We start from the raw sequence: 18331 nt of genomic DNA on the forward strand, positions 1-18331 counted from the left end.
GACGGTAGAGATGACGTCGCCCAGCGGTCTGCCGAGCACGTCGCTCGACCACGCGGCGTACCCCCTGTACGACCCGTCGGCCGAGCACGACGCCTGCGGCTTCGCGTTCGTCGCGACGCTGCGCGGAACTCCTGGGCGCGACATCGTCGACGCCGGGCTCACCGCGCTGCTCAACCTGGACCACCGCGGCGCCGTCGGCGCCGAGGAGGACTCCGGCGACGGCGCCGGCATCCTGACCCAGATCCCCGACGCGTTCCTGCGCGACGTGGTGGACGCGGACCTGCCTCCCGTCGGCTACTACGCGATCGGCATGGCGTTCCTGTCGCAGGACGAGGCCGAGCGCACCGCGGCGATCGCCGCGATCGAGGCCGTGGCCGCCGAGGAGAAGCTCGACGTGCTCGCCTGGCGCGACGTCGTCGTCACCGCGGACCTCGTCGGGCCCACGGCGCGCGCGTCGATGCCGGTGTTCCGCCAGCTCGTCGTCGCGGACCCGTCGCGCGAGCTGTCCGGGATCGACCTCGACCGCCGCGCGTACCGCCTGCGCAAGCGCGCGGAGCGCGAGCACGGCGTCTACTTCGCGTCGCTGTCGGCCCGCACCATCACGTACAAGGGCATGCTCACGACCGGCCAGCTCGAGCCGTTCTTCGCGGACCTGTCCGACCCGCGCTACGCGTCCGAGATCGCGCTCGTGCACTCGCGCTTCTCGACGAACACGTTCCCGTCGTGGGAGCTCGCGCAGCCGTTCCGGATGGTCGCGCACAACGGCGAGATCAACACGGTGCGCGGCAACCGCAACTGGATGGCCGCCCGCGAGGGCATGCTCGCGTCCGACGAGCTCGGCGACCTCGCCCCGCTGCTGCCGGTCTGTACGCCCGGCGGCTCGGACTCGGGCAGCTTCGACGAGGTGCTCGAGCTGCTGCACCTGTCGGGCCGCTCGCTGCCGCACTCCGTGATGATGATGATCCCGGAGCCGTGGGAGAACCACGCGCAGATGGATCCCGCCACGCGCGCGTTCTTCGAGTACCACTCGACGCTCATGGAGCCGTGGGACGGCCCGGCCGCCATGACGTTCACCGACGGCACGCTCATCGGCGCGGTGCAGGACCGCAACGGCCTGCGCCCCGGCCGCTACTGGGTGACCGAGGACGGCCTCGTCGTGTGCGCGTCGGAGTCCGGCGTGCTCGACATCGACCCCGCGTCGGTCGTCGCGAAGGGCCGCCTCGAGCCCGGCCTGTTCTTCCTCGTCGACACCGGCCAGGGCCGGATCATCGCCGACGCCGAGGTCATGTCCCAGCTCGCGGCGCAGCGCCCGTACGCGCAGTGGGTCGAGGAGAACTCGGTCTACCTCGAGCAGCTGCCGGAGCGCGAGCACGTCGCGCACTCCGCCGCCTCGGTGCGCCGCCGCCAGCGCGCGTTCGGGTACACCGAGGAGGAGCTCAAGATCCTCCTCACGCCCATGGCCGCGACCGGCGCCGAGCCGCTGGGCGCCATGGGGTCCGACACGCCGGTCGCGGTGCTCTCGCAGCGCCCGCGGCTGCTGTTCGACTACTTCACGCAGATGTTCGCGCAGGTGACCAACCCGCCGCTGGACGCGATCCGCGAGGAGCTCGTGACCGCGATCGGCGGCGCGATCGGCCCCGAGCCGAACCTGCTGGCCGACGGCCCGGAGCACGCGCGCAAGCTCGTCCTGCCGTTCCCGGTGCTCGACAACGACCAGCTCGCCAAGATCGTGCACGTCGACAAGGAGCCCCGCCACGGGTTCCGCACGACGACGATCCGCGGCCTGTACAAGGCGTCCGGCGGGGGAGCGGCGCTCGAGGCGCGCCTCGAGGAGATCTTCGCCGAGGTCGACCGCGCGGTCGCCGACGGCGTCAGCTTCGTCGTGCTGTCCGACCGCAACTCCGACGCGGAGCTCGCGCCGATCCCGTCGCTCCTGCTGCTGAGCGCGGTGCACCACCACACGCTGCGGCGCCACACCCGCACGCAGATCTCGCTCGTCGTCGAGGCCGGCGACGTGCGCGAGGTGCACCACGTCGCGCTGCTCATCGGGTTCGGGGCGGCCGCGGTCAACCCGTACCTCGCGATGGAGACCGTCGAGGACCTCTCGCGGCACGGCTACCTCGGCGACGTCACGCCCGAGAAGGCCGTCAAGAACCTCATCAAGGCGCTCGGCAAGGGCGTCCTGAAGGTCATGTCGAAGATGGGCATCTCGACGATCGCGTCGTACCGCGGCGCGCAGGTGTTCGAGGCGATCGGCCTGTCGCAGGCGCTCGTCGACCGGTACTTCACCGGGACGACGAGCCGGCTCGGCGGGATCGGGCTGGACGTCATCGCGGCCGAGGTCGCGGCGCGGCACGCCGACGCGTACCCCGCGTCCGGCAACCGCCAGCCGCACCAGCGGCTCGCAGTCGGTGGCGAGTACCAGTGGCGCCGGGACGGCGAGGACCACCTCTTCGACCCCGAGACTGTCTTCCGCCTGCAGCACTCGACGCGCACGCGCCAGATGGACGTGTTCCGCCAGTACACGCAGCGCGTCGACGACCAGGCGAAGCGCCTCATGACGCTGCGCGGTCTGCTCGCCTTCAAGGAGGGCGTGCGCGAGCCCGTGCCGCTCGACGAGGTCGAGCCCGTGAGCGAGATCGTCAAGCGGTTCAGCACGGGCGCGATGTCCTACGGCTCGATCTCGGCCGAGGCGCACGAGACGCTCGCGATCGCGATGAACCGCCTCGGCGCGAAGTCCAACACGGGCGAGGGCGGCGAGGACCCGGAGCGCCTGCACGACCCGGAGCGGCGCTCCGCGATCAAGCAGATCGCCTCGGGCCGGTTCGGCGTGACGTCGGAGTACCTCACGAACGCCGACGACATCCAGATCAAGCTCGCGCAGGGCGCCAAGCCCGGCGAGGGCGGTCAGCTGCCCGGTCACAAGGTGTACCCGTGGGTCGCGAAGACGAGGCACTCGACGCCGGGCGTCGGCCTCATCTCGCCGCCGCCGCACCACGACATCTACTCGATCGAGGACCTCGCGCAGCTCATCCACGACGCGAAGAACGCGAACCCGCGCGCCCGGATCCACACCAAGCTCGTCTCCGAGTTCGGCGTGGGCACGATCGCCGCGGGCGTGGCCAAGGCGCACTCGGACGTCATCCTCATCTCGGGCCACGACGGCGGCACGGGCGCGAGCCCGCTGACGTCGCTCAAGCACGCGGGCACGCCGTGGGAGATCGGCCTGGCCGAGACGCAGCAGACGCTCGTCCTCAACGACCTGCGCGACCGCGTCGTCGTCCAGGTGGACGGCCAGCTCAAGACGGGCCGCGACGTCGTGGTCGGCGCGCTGCTCGGCGCGGAGGAGTTCGGCTTCGCGACCGCCCCGCTCGTCGTGTCCGGCTGCGTCATGATGCGCGTCTGCCACCTCGACACCTGCCCGGTGGGCGTCGCGACGCAGAACCCGGAGCTGCGCGCGCGCTTCACGGGCAAGCCGGAGTTCGTCGAGGCGTTCTTCGAGTTCATCGCGACCGAGGTGCGCGAGCACCTCGCGGCGCTCGGGTTCCGGACGCTCGAGGAGGCCGTCGGTCACGTCGAGCTGCTCGAGACGCGCAGCGCGATCGAGCACTGGAAGGCCGAGGGTCTCGACCTGGAGCCGGTGCTGGCCGTGCCGCAGCCCAAGCCGGGCTCGGCGCTGCACCACACCAAGAACCAGGACCACGGCCTGGAGCGCGCGCTCGACAACCGCCTCATCGCGCTGTCGGCCGACGCCCTGGAGCGCCGCGAGCCGGTGCGGATCGCGCTGCCCGTGCGCAACGTCAACCGGACGGTCGGCACGATGCTCGGCCACGAGGTCACGCGGCGATTCGGCGGCGAGGGCCTGCCCGACGACACGATCGACGTCACGCTGACGGGCTCGGCCGGCCAGTCGTTCGGCGCGTTCGTGCCGCGCGGCATCACGCTGCGGCTGTTCGGCGACGCGAACGACTACGTCGCCAAGGGCCTGTCGGGCGGCCGCATCATCGTGCGGCCCGACCGCAGCGCGGTGCTCTCGTCGAGCCACAACGTGATCGCGGGCAACGTGATCGGCTACGGCGCGACGTCCGGCGAGGTGTTCCTGCGGGGCCTGACCGGTGAGCGGTTCGCGGTCCGCAACTCGGGTGCGACGCTCGTCGTCGAGGGCGTGGGCGACCACGCGTGCGAGTACATGACCGGCGGGACCGTCGTCGTCCTCGGGCGCACCGGCCGCAACTTCGGTGCAGGCATGTCGGGCGGCACGGCCTACGTGGTCGACCTGCAGACCGAGCTCGTCAACACCGACGCGGTCCGCACCGGGGAGCTGTCCCTCGCGCCGCTCGACGACGAGGACGCCGCGGTCGTCGGCGACCTGCTGCGGCGCTACGCCGAGGAGACCGGCTCGCCGGTCGCCGTCGAGCTGCTCCAGGGTGACTGGCGCTCGCGCTTCACCCGTGTCCTGCCCACCGAGTTCTCGCGCGTCCGGCGTGCGCTCGCGCAGGCCGAGGCCGAGGGCCTCGACCCGACGGCGCCCGGCGTGTGGGACCAGATCCTGGAGGTGGCGCGTGGCTGACCCCCGTGGCTTCCTGAAGGTGCGGGAGCGCGAGCTCCCGCCGAACCGGCCCGTCGAGGTGCGCCTGCGCGACTGGAAGGACGTGCACGCCCACCTGCAGGAGGGCCAGCCGTACCTCAAGGAGCAGGCCGGCCGCTGCATGGACTGCGGCATCCCGTTCTGCCACAACGGCTGCCCCCTCGGGAACCTCATCCCCGAGTGGAACGACCTCGTGTGGCGCGGGCAGTGGGCGGACGCGATCGACCGCCTGCACGCGACGAACAACTTCCCCGAGTTCACGGGGCGCATCTGCCCGGCGCCGTGCGAGTCGTCGTGCGTGCTGGGCATCAACCAGCCGCCGGTGACGATCAAGAACGTCGAGGTCTCGATCATCGACGAGGCGTTCGACCGCGGACTGGTCACACCGCAGGTGCCGCAGCGGCTCACGGGTCACACGGTGGCGGTCGTCGGCTCGGGCCCGGCCGGTCTGGCCGCCGCGCAGCAGCTCACGCGCGCCGGTCACACCGTCGCGGTGTACGAGCGGGACGACGCGATCGGCGGCCTGCTGCGGTACGGCGTGCCGGACTTCAAGCTCGAGAAGGTCCACATCGACCGGCGCATCGCGCAGATGGAGGCCGAGGGCACGCGGTTCCGGCCCGGCGTCGAGATCGGCCGCGACGTCACGTGGGCGCAGCTGCAGGCCCGCTACGACGCGATCGTGATCGCGACGGGTGCGACCGTGCCGCGCGAGCTGCGCGTCCCGGGCACCGAGCTCGACGGTGTGATGTTCGCGATGGACTTCCTGCACCCGGCGAACGCCGCGGCCGCGGGCAGGACCGTCGAGGGCCAGGTGACGGCGGAGGGCAAGCACGTCGTCATCATCGGCGGCGGCGACACCGGCTCGGACTGCCTCGGCACCGCGCTGCGCCAGGGTGCCGCGTCGGTCACGACGCTCGCCATCGGCAAGAAGCCGCCGACGGAGCGCCCCGCGCACCAGCCGTGGCCCACGGACCCGATCCTGTTCGAGGTCTCGTCCTCGCACGAGGAGGGCGGTGAGCGCGCGTACCTCGCGTCGACCGTCGGCTTCCTGCCCGACGAGACGGGCTCGCGCGTCGGCGCGCTGCGCCTGGCGACCACCGAGTACCTGCCGGACGGCCGCCGCGTGCCGACCGCCGGGACCGAGCGCGACATCCCGGCGGACCTCGTGCTCATCGCGATGGGCTTCACCGGCCCGGAGACGCAGGCCGTCGTCGAGCAGCTCGGCGTCGAGGTCACGCCGCGCGGCGCGTTCGCGCGGACCGACGACTTCGCGACCGCCGTCCCCGGCGTGTTCGTCGCGGGTGACGCCGGCCGCGGCCAGTCGCTCGTCGTGTGGGCGATCGCCGAGGGCCGCGCGGCGGCCGCCGCGGTGGACACCTACCTGTCCGGCGCGACGGAGCTCCCGCGTCCCGTCGAGGCCGACACGGTGGCCCTGCGACCCTGAACCCACCCCCCAGCCCGGCGAGTCGTCCAGACACGCCGGGTCCACTACCGGGACGGCGCCCTGACCTGTCAGGACGTTCGGACCGGCCAGACATACCCGAAAGGCATAGGCTCGCCTTCATGCGTAGAGCAAAGATCGTCTGCACCCTCGGCCCGGCCACGGAGTCGCTCGACATGATCCAGGCGCTGGTCGACGCCGGCATGGACGTGGCGCGCATCAACCGGAGCCACGGCGAGCCCGAGGAGCACGCCAAGGTCATCCAGAACGTCCGTGCCGCGGCGCAGGCCTCGGGCCGCTCGGTCGCCGTGCTCGTGGACCTGCAGGGTCCGAAGATCCGCCTCGGTCGCTTCATCGAGGGCGGCCACGACGTCGCCGTCGGCGACACGCTGACCATCACGACCGACGACGTCGAGGGCACCAAGGACCGCGTCTCGACGACGTTCAAGGGCCTGCCGGGCGACGTGAAGCCGGGCGACCCGATCCTCATCGACGACGGCAAGGTGCTCGTGCGCGTCGTCGAGGTCAACGGCAATGACGTCGTCACGCGCGTCGAGGTGCCGGGCCGCGTCTCCAACAACAAGGGCCTCAACCTGCCCGGCGTCGCGGTGTCCGTGCCCGCGCTGAGCGACAAGGACGAGACCGACCTGCGGTGGGGCCTCGCGCAGGGCGCGGACTTCATCGCCCTGTCCTTCGTGCGCAACGCCGCGGACTACGACCGCGTGCGTCAGATCATGGAGGAGGAGGGCCGGATCGTCCCGGTCGTCGCCAAGATCGAGAAGCCGCAGGCGGTCGAGAACCTCGCCGAGATCGTGCAGGCGTTCGACGGCATCATGGTCGCCCGCGGTGACCTGGGCGTCGAGCTGCCGCTCGAGCAGGTGCCGCTCGTGCAGAAGCGCGCGGTCGAGCTCGCGCGCCGTAACGCCAAGCCGGTCATCGTGGCGACGCAGGTGCTCGAGTCCATGACGACGAACCCGCGCCCGACGCGCGCGGAGGCGTCCGACTGCGCCAACGCCGTGCTCGACGGCGCGGACGCGGTCATGCTCTCGGGCGAGACCAGCGTGGGCGACTACCCGATCGAGACGGTGCGCACGATGGCGCGCATCATCGAGGCCACCGAGCAGCTCGGCCGTGAGCGCATCGCGCCCCTCGGCTCGACGCCGCACACGCGCGGTGGCGCGATCACCCGCGCCGCGGCCGAGATCGGTGAGCGGATCGGCGTGAAGTACCTCGTGACGTTCACGCAGTCCGGAGACTCGGCGCGCCGCATGTCGCGCCTGCGCTCGCCCATCCCGCTGCTCGCCTTCACGCCGGTCGAGTCGGTGCGCAACGTGCTGTCGCTGTCGTGGGGCACGCAGACGTACCAGGTGCCGCAGGTCGCGAGCACCGACGAGATGGTCGACCAGGTCGACAAGACGCTGCAGGCGCACGGTCTCGCGGAGACCGGTGACTACGTCGTCGTCGTGTCCGGTGCCCCGGTGGGCGTCGTCGGGTCCACGAACTCGATCGTGGTGCACAAGATCGGCGACGAGTCGGACCGCGTCGCCTGACGCGGCACCGCCTGACACGGAGGCCCGCTCCGCCCGACCCTCACCGGTCCGGTCGGCGCGGGCCTTCGTCGTGCGGGAGCCGGTGCGCAGCCCCCGCGCGGGTCAGGACCGCGGCGCGAGCTCCTGGAGCGCGGCGACCAGGACACGGTTGAACTCCTGCGGCGCGTGCGTGTTGACGTCGTGGCCCGCGCCGGGCACCACGGTGAGCCGTGCGCCGGCGTGCGCGCGCAGGTAGCGGCGCTCCTCGAGCCGGAGCGGGTCGCGCCGGCCGTTGACGAGCCAGACGGGCAGGCTGAGGCGGCGCAGGTCGGCCAGCGGGGAGCAGGTCGCGAGCGCGGCGAGCATGTCGGTCACGACGTACCAGGTCCCGCCGCCCAGGTGCAGCGCGTCCGTCACCCACGTGGACACGCGGCGGTACGCACGCAGCAGCGGTCCGCGGGTCTGCGTCGAGCAGCCCGCGGCGACGACGCCGGCGATCGTGCGCTCGTGGCGGCCGGCGTACGCGAGGCTCACGTAGCCGCCCAGCGAGAGCCCGACGAGCAGGGGCGGCGTGCCGAACGAGCGGACCGCCGCGTCGACGGCCTCCAGCGCGCCGTCGAGCGTGAACCGCTCGTGTGCGCGGGCGCCGTGCCCGGGCAGGTCGATCGCGAGCGTAGGGTGCCCGAGCCGCTCGAGCTCGGCGACCTGCGGTGCCCAGATCGCCGACGACGTGCGCGTGCCGTGCACCATGACGATCGGGCGCGCCGAGCCGGCGCCGCCGGACTCGGCGTGCGAGGCGGCGACGGCGGCGGCCACGACGACTTCGGGGACCTCGGGGACGACGACGGCGTCGTGCGTGCGGTCCCAGGGCGCGCGCCCGTCGGCAGGCGTGCGCTGGTGCGGCAGGGCGGGTGCGGCGACCGGGGTGGTGGTACCGGACGGGCCGTGCGGGGTGCTGCTGATGATCTCTCCCGGGTCGCGAGGTGCGGTGAGCATACGCGCGGCACCTGGGAACGGCGGGGGAGAGCGGACGGTGCGCACAGGACCTGCGCACGTCGTCCCGAAGGGCGTGACACGCGGCCCCGGACCCCACGGTGACGTGCGCCGCTCGTCGGGATCTGCGCGTTCACCTCAGGCGTGGGCCGCCGGGTGCCGATAGGTGCGAAGACGACCGTCGTGCCATGGGAGGTGCCGTGAAGCAGCTGGGCGAGATCCTGCTCGAGGAAGGCCTGGTGACCGAGGCGCAGCTCCTGTCCGCCCTGGACGAGCAGCTGACGTCCGGCGGGTCGCTCGGCCGGACGCTGGTCGAGCTCGGGATGCTCACCGAGAACCAGCTGGTCCAGGCCCTCGCGGCGCAGGTCGGCATGCAGTTCGTCGACCTCGACGAGTACCCCGTTGACCGGGCCGCGGTGTCCATGGTCCCGGGTGCGCTGTGCCGCCGGTACACCGTGCTGCCCGTCGGGATCCAGAACGGCGTGCTGATCCTGGCGACCGCAGACCCGGGCAACGTCATGGCGGTCGACGACGTGCGCTCGGTGTCCGGCATGCAGGTCACGCCCGTGATCTCCACGTACGACAACATGGTGCGGGCGATCGACCGGTACGTGCGCGCCGACGGCGAGATGGAGAACCTCTCGTCGGCGTTCGAGGAGTCGCAGCCGGAACCCGAGGCCGACCTGTCGCGCATGGGCGACATCGTCGACGACGACGCGCCCATCGTCCGGTACGTCAACCTGCTCGTGACGCAGGCGATCACCGACCGCGCGTCCGACATCCACATCGAGCCGACCGAGCACGACCTGCGCGTGCGGTACCGCATCGACGGCGTGCTGCACGAGACGCAGCGCTCGCCGAAGAACATCACCGGTGGCGTCATCTCGCGCGTGAAGATCATGAGCGACATCGACATCGCCGAGAAGCGCAAGCCGCAGGACGGCCGCATGTCCGTCATGCACAACGGGCGCAAGATCGACCTCCGCGTGGCGACGCTGCCGACCGTGTGGGGCGAGAAGATCGTCATGCGCATCCTCGACAACTCCACGGCGAGCCTCGACCTGCGCGACCTGTCGTTCCTCGACCACAACTACGAGACGTACAAGGAGTCGTACACCAAGCCGTACGGCATGATCCTGGTCACCGGCCCCACCGGTTCGGGCAAGTCGACGACGCTGTACGCGACGCTCAACGCCGTCTCGAAGCCCGACATCAACGTCATCACGGTCGAGGACCCGGTCGAGTACCGGCTCGCGGGCATCAACCAGGTGCAGGTCAACCCGAAGGCCGGTCTGACGTTCGCCGCCGCGCTGCGCTCGATCCTGCGCTCCGACCCCGACGTCGTGCTCCTCGGTGAGATCCGTGACCACGAGACCGCGCAGATCGCGGTCGAGGCGGCCCTCACCGGTCACCTCGTGCTCTCGACGCTGCACACCAACGACGCACCGTCGGCCGTGACGCGTCTGACCGAGATGGGCATCGAGCCGTTCCTCGTCGGCTCGGCGCTCGACTGCGTGGTCGCCCAGCGACTCGCGCGTCGCCTGTGCCCGAAGTGCAAGGTGCCCTACCAGCCGACGCCCGGCGAGATGGAGGCCGCGCGCTTCCCGTGGGTGCCGGGGGAGCCGATCCCGGAGCTGTACCGGCCGGGCGGCTGCAGCACGTGCTCGAAGACCGGCTACAAGGGCCGGCTCGCGCTGCACGAGGTCATGCGCGTCACCGAGGAGATCGAGCGGCACGCCGTCGCGCACTCCTCCGCGGCGGACATCGCGAGCACCGCGGTGCACCAGGGGATGATCTCGCTGCGCAACGACGGCTGGTACAAGGTCGCGATGGGACTGACGTCGATCGAGGAGATCCTGCGCGTCGTCGCCTGACCTGCACGAAGGGGCGATACGTCCGGTGTGATCCGCTCAAGTCGGGCCTGACGACCGCCGATGAACCGACCGTGGCCGCTTTCGGCCCGACGCGAGGTCGCGGGACGCGCGACTCCCGAGAGGGGAATGACGTGAGCGAGTACTACCAGCCGCAGGGCGAGCCCGCGCGACCCCTGCCCCCCTACCGCCCGGCCGGCCCCCAGGCGGGCGCGCCCGCGGCCCCGGGGCAGACGGTGTTCTCGCCGATCCCGTCGCAGTCGACCGCGCACCCCGTGGCGCCCGGCGCGCCCGCGGAGCCGCTGCCGACCGTGCCGGCGCAGCCCGCGCCCGGGGCGCCGCTGCGCGTGTCGACGCAGGCCCCGGTCAGCGCACCGCAGTCGGTCGCGGCCGTCCGCGAGCAGTTCCGTCCCGCGCAGGCCTCGGCCGCTGGCACGCCCGCGCACCCCACGTTCTCGGGCGCCACGTTCACGCCGGACAGCACGGGCGCCCCCGCCGGTCCCGCGACGTTCACGCCGGGTGGGACGCGGACGTTCAACCCCGTCCCGTCGCAGTCGCCCTCCGCACCGCTCCCCTCGGCACCGCTGCCCTCCGCACCGCTGCCCGCGGCGCCCGCCGTGCCGGGTGGCGCGGCGTTCATGCCGGCTCCCCAGGCCCCCGCGGCCCCCGCGGCTCCCGTGGCACCCTCGGGGCCGGCGGCTCCCGCGGGTGGTGCGCCCGGGGGAGCGGGCGCGCCGAAGCGCGAGCGCGGTGCGGCGCGCGTCGGCATGGCGCAGGAGCGCCAGGAGGGCGACGTCCAGGTCGACGAGGTGCTCGCGAAGATGGTCGAGCTCGGGGCCTCGGACGCGCACTTCACGACCGGCGCGCCGCCCATGGTGCGGATCTCCGGCTCGCTCAAGCCGCTCGAGGGCTTCGGCCCGCTGATGCCGGACCCGCTGCGCCGCGCGCTGTACGCGATCCTCACGCAGAAGCAGCGCGAGACGTTCGAGGCGAACCTCGAGCTCGACTTCTCGCACGCCGTGCGCGGCCTCGCGCGGTTCCGCGTGAACCTCTACCAGCAGCGCGAGTCCATCGGTGCCGCGTTCCGTGTGATCCCCTACGAGATCAAGCCGCTCGAGGACCTGGGTGTCCCCGCGGTCGTCGCGAACTTCGCCGGCCTGCCGCGCGGGCTCGTGCTCGTCACGGGTCCGACGGGTTCCGGCAAGTCGACGACGCTCGCCGCGATCGTCGACCTCGCGAACCGCACCCGCGAGGACCACATCATGACGGTCGAGGACCCGATCGAGTTCCTCCACCGGCACAAGAAGTCGCTCATCAACCAGCGCGAGGTCGGTGCGGACACGCTGTCGTTCGCGAACGCGCTCAAGCACGTGCTGCGCCAGGACCCGGACATCATCCTGGTCGGTGAGATGCGTGACCTCGAGACGATCTCGGTCGCGCTGACCGCGGCCGAGACCGGTCACCTCGTGTTCGCCACGCTGCACACGCAGGACGCGGCGCAGACGATCGACCGCGTGATCGACGTGTTCCCCGCGCACCAGCAGGACCAGGTGCGCACGCAGCTCGCCGGTGCGATCCAGGGCGTCGTCTGCCAGACCCTGTGCAAGCGCGCCGACGGCCCGGGCCGCGCGGTCGCGACCGAGGTGCTCGTCGCGACCCCCGCGATCCGCAACCTCATCCGTGAGGGCAAGACGCACCAGATCTACTCGTCGATGCAGGCCGGCGCGAAGCAGGGCATGCACACGATGGACCAGCACCTCGCCGAGCTCGTCAAGCAGGGGAAGATCTCGTACGAGGTCGGGCTCGAGAAGGCGCACCACGCCGAGGACTTCAACCGGCTCACCGGGCGGTTCTCGGGCGCGACCCAGGGCAGCGCGAACGTCGCCGACCCCGTGCTCACGGGTGAGGCGATGCTCGGCGCTCCCATGAACCCCGGACAGGTGATGTGATGGCAGCCGAGGCCAAGACGTTCGAGTACGCGGTCCGGGACAAGTCCGGCAAGCTCGTCAAGGGCCGCGTCGAGGCGCCCAACCAGGCAGCGGTCGCCAACCGTCTGCGGGACATGGGTCTCGCGGCGGTCTCGATCTCCGAGGTCAGCTCCTCGGGCCTCAACCGCGAGATCAGCATCGGCGGCGACAAGATCTCGCTCAAGGACCTCGCGGTCATGTCGCGTCAGCTGTCGACGATGATCGACTCGGGCCTGTCGCTGCTGCGCGCGCTGTCGATCCTCGCCGAGCAGACCGAGAACAAGGCGCTCGCCAAGATCATCGGGCAGGTGCGCAGCGACGTCGAGGTCGGTGGCGCCCTGTCGGTCGCGCTGCAGAAGCACGAGCAGGTGTTCCCGCCGCTCATGATCAACATGGTCAAGGCCGGCGAGGTCGGCGGCTTCCTCGACAAGGCGCTCGTCTCGGTGGCGAACAACTTCGAGGCCGAGGTGAAGCTGCGCAACAAGATCAAGTCGGCGATGACCTACCCCGTGGTCGTCTTCGTCTTCGCGATCCTCGCGTCGATCGGCATGCTGCTGTTCATCGTCCCGGTCTTCTCGGGGATGTTCACGACGCTCGGCGGCACGCTGCCGTTGCCGACGCAGATCCTCGTCAACCTGTCGCAGGCGCTGAAGATCATCATCGGGCCGCTCGTGGTGGGGCTCGTGGTGTTCTCGGTCTGGTGGGGCAAGCACAAGAACGACCGGGCGGTCCGCGAGCGGCTCGACCCCATCAAGCTCAAGCTGCCCGTGTTCGGCAACCTGTTCCGCAAGATCGCGGTGGCGCGCTTCACGCGCAACTTCGGCACCATGATCCACTCGGGCGTGCCGCTGCTGCAGGCGCTCGAGGTCGTCGGCGAGACGAGCGGCAGCACCGTGATCGAGCGCGCAGCGAAGGACGTGCAGGAGTCGGTGCGGCGCGGTGAGTCCCTCGCCGGGCCGCTGGGCGAGCACACGGTCTTCCCGCCCATGGTCGTGCAGATGATGGCCGTCGGTGAGGACACCGGTGCGTTGGACACGATGCTCGGCAAGGTCGCGGACTTCTACGACGACGAGGTCGAGTCGACCACCGAGCAGCTCACGAGCCTCATCGAGCCGCTCATGATCGTCGTCATCGGCGCGATCATCGGCTCGATGGTCATCGCGCTGTACATGCCGATCTTCGGGATCTTCGACCTCATCAACTGAGCTTTGTGCGTCGCATTCGTGCGCACGACCTGGGCGCGGTCCGTTTTGTCGGGACCGCGCCCAAGTCGTGCCATCCGAGGGTGTCTGCGCCGTTCGGGTGAAACTCGCGACGGCGGGGAACCGGCGCTCAAGTGGGGGTGGTCCGCGGACGATGAAGCGGATGCAGTTCTGAACCGGCCCTCCGGGGTCGGAGTGGCATTGAAACCGTTATTCAGACCCGACTTCAGGAGCTCAGCAATGATCGCTCGCATCCGCAAGTCCATGGAGGAGAAGGACCAGGGCTTCACCCTGATCGAGCTCCTCGTCGTCATGATCATCATCGGCATCCTCGCGGCCATCGCGATCCCGGTGTTCCTCAACCAGCGCAAGAAGGCCGAGGACTCGGCGGCCAAGGCCGACGTCTCCACCCTCGGCAAGGAGATCGCCACCTACTTCGTCGACTGGGACGGCGCCACCGCCGTGACCGCGGGCATCACGGCCCCCCCGAACGCGAAGCTCCAGGTCAACGGCGAGGACGTCGGCAACGCGTCCAAGAACGTCGAGTTCGGCGGCCTCACCGGCGCGGCTGACGACCAGGACTGGTGCGTCTACGTCACCAACGCCAAGGGCGACAAGGCGGCGACCGGCTACAAGTACTCGGCGGCCGGCGGCCTCGAAGAGGGCACCTGCTGACCTAGGTAGCTCGGAAAGGGCGGGAGCGACTGCTCCCGCCCTTTCTTCGCCCCTCGGTGCCCGATTGCGACGGTGTTGTCGGAATCGGCGCGGTACCGGGTGGGAATCACTCTTCCTGCCTATTCCCACACCATTCCCACGAGGATTGGATAGGACGACGACCGCAACCACGCGGTACGGAGAAAGGCCTGGCACATGATCGTTCGTGCGCTGCGACGACGCAGCCGCGCCGTCGCCGAGCAGGGCGACGCGGGGTTCTCGATGGTCGAGCTGGTCGTGGCGATGCTGGTCCTCGGGATGATGTCGACGGTCGTCATCGCGATCGTCCTGCAGACCCAGGCGCTGGGCGTGTCCAACCGCTCGCGCGTCGCGGCGGCGAACCTCGCCGCGCGGGAGATCGACATCGTCCGCGAGGAGTTCTCCCGGACGGCCGACTCGCCGGCCGCGGTCGCGGACGAGGGCACCGTCCTCAACCCCCACCCGTTGCAGGGTCAGACCGCGGGCCAGCCGCTCGTCGTCGACGGCACCGCGTACACCGTGCGCCGCACGAGCGCGTGGAACCTCACGGGGACCGGCGTCTCGGCGTGCGACGGCGGCAGCGTCGTGAACTACCCGACGCTGCGCGTGGCGGTCAGCGTCACGTGGGACGGGATGGGTCGGGTGGCCCCGGTGACGTCGGTGGCGGCGCTGGCCCCCAAGAAGGACGACAAGGTCGTCGGGACCCACGGCTACGTCGCGGTGAAGGTCACGAACGCGAAGGGGCAGCCCAACGCGGGCCGCACCGTGGTGGTCTACTCCGCGTCCGAGTCGCGCACGGGCATGACGGACGTGACCGGGTGCGCCGTCGTGCAGGTGAACCCGGCGGGCTCGGGGACGATGTACTCGGCGAAGCTCGCGGACGCCGGCCACGTGGACCTGTCGGGCACGGCGGAGCCGGTCAAGTCGGTCGGGATGGTCGAGCGCGGCAAGCTCAACAACAACGTGACGTTCGCGTACGACGCGGCGATGCAGCTGCGGGTCCGGTTCGTCGACGAGTCGGGTGCGCTGGTCGACGACGCGGCGATCGCGGGCCAGCCCTACACGCTCGTCGCGGCCGAGTTCGCGGGGGCGACCGGATCGACGCTGCTCGTCGCCGACCACAACGAGGTGCTGCTCGAGGGGCTGTGGCCGACGCAGTACGGCGCGTACTTCGGTGTCACGGCGCCGGTCGACGGCTACGTGACGGTCGGCCCGGAGGGGCCCGGGACGCCGACGATCGACGTCGAGGTGCCCTGGTGACCGGGCTCGTGCGCCGGTGGCGCGAGCGGACCATGGACAGGGGGGTCGACGACCGAGGGACGACGCTCGCCGAGCTGCTCATCGGCATGACGATCTTCTCGATCCTCATGGCGGCCGTCACGACGATGGCGGTCGGCTACCACCGCGTGCACGCCGAGAACGTCGCGCGGCAGGACCAGGTCGACGCGACGCGCACCGCGAGCGAGCGACTCACGAAGGTCATCCGCACGGTCGTCAAGCCCAGCCAGCTCATCAGCTGCACGACGTCGGTGTGCTCGGAGATCGACGCGTTCGTGAGCGCGTCGAGCACCGCGATGAAGTTCTACGCGAACCTCGACAACGCGGGGAACGCCGTCGGTCCGCGCCAGGTCACGTACATGCTCGACCCGACGGGAGCGGGTGAGGCGCGGCTCGTGGAGCGCGTGCAGGTCCCGGACTCGGCGACGCCGGGTGCGAACGGCTACACGTACTGCGACGCCCTCGCGGCGGGCGCGAGCGCCGCGTGCAAGGGCCGGATGACGACGCGCGTCCTGGTCGAGGGGGTGCGCACGGACGGGCCTGTCGCGACGTTCGTGTACTTCGACAACGCGGGGCAGCGGATGACGCCCGCCTCGGGCGCGGCGCTGTCCGCCGCCCAGATCGACCAGGTGCTGTCGATCGAGCTCACCCTGCGAGTCCGGTCGCACGACCGGAACTCGACCGGGCCCACCACCTACATCCAGCGCATCCTGCTGCCGAACTCGCAGGCGGTGCTGCGTCCCGGGGAGGACGAATGAGCACGGACCGTCGGTCCCGACACCCGCAGCACGCACGGCGTGCCTCGCGTCGTGGCGGCCTGCTGCGCCTGCGCGCGGCGGGCGACGACGAGCAGGGCTCGACGCTCGTCGTCGTGGTCGGCACGATGCTCATCCTGGGCATGCTCGCGATGACCGGCCTCGCGTACACGATCAGCAGCCAGCGGTTCGCGCGCTACGACCAGGACTACTCGGCGGCCATGGCGGCCGCGCAGTCCGGCGTCGAGGACTTCATCAGCCGCATCAACCGCATGGACGCGTACGGCTACACGCCGGACTGCTCGAACCCCGCGTGGCGCGGTCCCATGCCGTCGAGCAGCAACTCGTGCGGGTGGAACCCCTCGACGACGCCCGGCTGGTCGCCCGTCGAGCCCGGGCAGACGAACCCGGCCGCGCCGCACTTCCACTACGCGATCGACGGCTCGCAGCGCGCGCAGGGCACGTACCGGCTCGTCGTCACGGGCCGGGTGAACGACACGTTCCGCACGATCGACACGACGGTCGGCAAGGGCGGCTCGACCGACTACGTGTACTACACGGACTTCGAGTCGGCGGACCCCGCGAACGTGCAGGCGTACGGCCCGGGCGGGACGTCGGTCGTCGCGTGCGGCTCGCTCGGGTCCGGCTCGGCCTCGTACTGGCACTCCAGCCCGAGCCGCTCGGGCAAGGGCTGCACGGAGATCACGTTCATCGGCGGCGACGAGCTCGACGGTGAGGTGTTCACGAACGACACGATGCTCGGCACGTCGTACGGCGGGAAGAAGCCCTCGTTCCTCAAGCAGGTGTGGACCGCGGACCGCAAGTGCGCGAACGCGACGGCGTCGTCCTCGTCGTGGGAGTCGAACTGCATGCGGTCCGGCTCGGTCGGCAACTTCAACGGCATCAAGCCGAAGTACCACGATCCGCTGTACCTCCCGGACAACTCGGCGGCGTTCGCCTCGACGCCGGGATGCCACTACTACGGCTCGACGCGGATCGTGTTCAACGCGAACGGCACGATGACCGTCTGGAACAAGAAGTCGGTCAACGGCGACACGCCGCCACTCGCGACGCCGGTGCCCGGCGGCCCCACCCCGAGCTGCGGCTCGCTCAGCGCGCTCGACAGCACGGCGGGTGCGACCGTCCCCGTGCCGACCGACATGGTGGTCTACGTCGACCACTCGGGTACGGCCAACCGTCAGTGCTTCGGTGGGGAGCTGGGCGGCCCGTCGGGGCAGACGCTGCCTGTCGGCACGTACACGGGCGCTGCGCCGACCTCTCTGTCGTCGACGTACACGGCCGACGAGAACATGACCGAGCTCACCAAGTACTGCGGCCAGGGCAACCTCTACGCGCAGGGCGTGGTGAACGGCCGCGTCACCCTCGCGTCCGCGCAGTCGATCGTCGTCACGGGGGACCTCGTCCTCGCGGGCGGCACCGTGACGGGCACCGACCTGCTCGGCCTGGTGGCCACGAACTCGGTCGAGATCTTCCACCCGCGGCAGGGCACGATGAAGGCGCAGAAGAAGTGCACCGCCTACTACTGGAACGGCACCTGCAAGACGTACTCGTCGACGCAGTTCGAGTGGAAGGGGACGCTCGAGAGCGTCGGTGAGGTGAGCGGCTGGCCGAAGCGCTACAAGGAGCCGGGTGCCACGGCGAACCACCCGACGGACGGCATCCAGATCGCCGGCTCCATCCAGACGCTCCAGCACTCGTTCTACGTCCAGAAGTACAACGTGGGCGGCGACAAGGGCACGCTCCTGGTCAAGGGCTCGATCGCCCAGCGCTGGCGCGGGATCGTCGGCCAGACCGTGAGCGGGACGCAGAACGGCTACACGAAGCTCTACCAGTACGACACCCGTCTGCAGTTCACGACCCCGCCGTACTTCCCCAAGTGGGCGAACGCGAAGTACACGCTGCGCTACTCCGGGGAGGTGAGCACGGACCCTGCGCTGCGGTCGTGAGGGTCCGGTTCAGCCTGCACGGTCCGCTTCGCCCGTCTCGCAGGACG

Annotated in this window: 11 protein-coding genes; 10 read left to right on the top strand and 1 reads right to left on the bottom strand. The window is 71.0% G+C overall.

Annotated features, from left to right (window positions below; all coding sequences use genetic code 11):
* Positions 1-10: 10 nt before the first annotated feature.
* The 3 genes from gltB to pyk all read left to right on the top strand — a co-directional run bounded on the left by gltB (position 11) and on the right by pyk (position 7579).
* The gene (gene gltB / locus F1D97_RS11195; RefSeq protein ID WP_236120590.1) at positions 11-4570 is read left to right on the top strand and encodes a glutamate synthase large subunit; all 4560 of its coding nucleotides are present in this window, start codon (positions 11-13) and stop codon (positions 4568-4570) included.
* Positions 4563-6032 carry a glutamate synthase subunit beta gene (locus F1D97_RS11200; protein WP_236120591.1) on the top strand — a complete coding sequence of 490 codons (1470 nt, stop codon included), beginning with the start codon at positions 4563-4565 and terminating at the stop codon, positions 6030-6032. The genes gltB and F1D97_RS11200 overlap by 8 nt, the downstream gene beginning before the upstream one ends.
* Positions 6033-6151: 119 nt before the next feature.
* On the top strand, positions 6152-7579 hold the full coding sequence (pyk, locus tag F1D97_RS11205; protein ID WP_236120592.1) for a pyruvate kinase: 1428 nt from the start codon (positions 6152-6154) through the stop codon (positions 7577-7579).
* Between the two features lie 102 nt (positions 7580-7681).
* Here pyk and F1D97_RS11210 read toward each other — a convergent pair whose 3' ends face one another.
* Complete coding sequence (locus F1D97_RS11210; RefSeq protein ID WP_236120593.1) at positions 7682-8554, bottom strand: alpha/beta fold hydrolase; 873 nt, start codon at positions 8552-8554, stop codon at positions 7682-7684.
* A gap of 197 nt (positions 8555-8751) precedes the next feature.
* Between F1D97_RS11210 and F1D97_RS11215 the strand changes: the two genes are divergently transcribed.
* From F1D97_RS11215 to F1D97_RS11245, 7 genes are all read left to right on the top strand, one after another.
* Positions 8752-10425, top strand: a complete 1674-nt coding sequence (locus tag F1D97_RS11215) for a GspE/PulE family protein (RefSeq protein ID WP_236123577.1) — start codon at positions 8752-8754, stop codon at positions 10423-10425.
* Between the two features lie 131 nt (positions 10426-10556).
* Positions 10557-12371, top strand: coding sequence for a type IV pilus twitching motility protein PilT (locus F1D97_RS11220; RefSeq protein ID WP_317618860.1), 1815 nt, complete (start codon positions 10557-10559; stop codon positions 12369-12371).
* Positions 12371-13594, top strand: a complete 1224-nt coding sequence (locus F1D97_RS11225) for a type II secretion system F family protein (protein WP_236120594.1) — start codon at positions 12371-12373, stop codon at positions 13592-13594. Before F1D97_RS11220 ends, F1D97_RS11225 begins: the two co-directional genes overlap by 1 nt.
* A gap of 237 nt (positions 13595-13831) precedes the next feature.
* Entirely contained in the window at positions 13832-14266 is a 435-nt protein-coding gene (locus F1D97_RS11230) for a type II secretion system protein (RefSeq protein ID WP_236120595.1), read from the top strand.
* Positions 14267-14461: 195 nt separating this feature from the next.
* Entirely contained in the window at positions 14462-15544 is a 1083-nt protein-coding gene (locus F1D97_RS11235) for a type IV pilus modification PilV family protein (RefSeq protein ID WP_236120596.1), read from the top strand.
* Positions 15541-16320 (top strand): PilW family protein, encoded by a 780-nt coding sequence (locus tag F1D97_RS11240; protein ID WP_236120597.1) that lies wholly within the window; start codon positions 15541-15543, stop codon positions 16318-16320. The genes F1D97_RS11235 and F1D97_RS11240 overlap by 4 nt, the downstream gene beginning before the upstream one ends.
* Complete coding sequence (locus F1D97_RS11245; protein ID WP_236120598.1) at positions 16317-18284, top strand: type IV pilus modification PilV family protein; 1968 nt, start codon at positions 16317-16319, stop codon at positions 18282-18284. The genes F1D97_RS11240 and F1D97_RS11245 overlap by 4 nt, the downstream gene beginning before the upstream one ends.
* Positions 18285-18331: the final 47 nt, after the last annotated feature.

It is taken from the genome of Cellulomonas palmilytica, from assembly GCF_021590045.1.
GTDB classification, from domain to species: Bacteria; Actinomycetota; Actinomycetes; order Actinomycetales; family Cellulomonadaceae; genus Cellulomonas; species Cellulomonas palmilytica.

Excerpts from the sequence above, each read along its gene's own strand:
- gltB (WP_236120590.1), top strand. The coding sequence starts at position 11 with ATGACGTCGCCCAGCGGTCTGCCGAGCACGTCGCTCGACCACGCGGCG.
- pyk (WP_236120592.1), top strand. The coding sequence starts at position 6,152 with ATGCGTAGAGCAAAGATCGTCTGCACCCTCGGCCCGGCCACGGAGTCG.
- F1D97_RS11210 (WP_236120593.1), bottom strand. The coding sequence starts at position 8,554 with ATGCTCACCGCACCTCGCGACCCGGGAGAGATCATCAGCAGCACCCCG.
- F1D97_RS11225 (WP_236120594.1), top strand. The coding sequence starts at position 12,371 with ATGGCAGCCGAGGCCAAGACGTTCGAGTACGCGGTCCGGGACAAGTCC.
- F1D97_RS11230 (WP_236120595.1), top strand. The coding sequence starts at position 13,832 with ATGATCGCTCGCATCCGCAAGTCCATGGAGGAGAAGGACCAGGGCTTC.
- F1D97_RS11235 (WP_236120596.1), top strand. The coding sequence starts at position 14,462 with ATGATCGTTCGTGCGCTGCGACGACGCAGCCGCGCCGTCGCCGAGCAG.
- F1D97_RS11245 (WP_236120598.1), top strand. The coding sequence starts at position 16,317 with ATGAGCACGGACCGTCGGTCCCGACACCCGCAGCACGCACGGCGTGCC.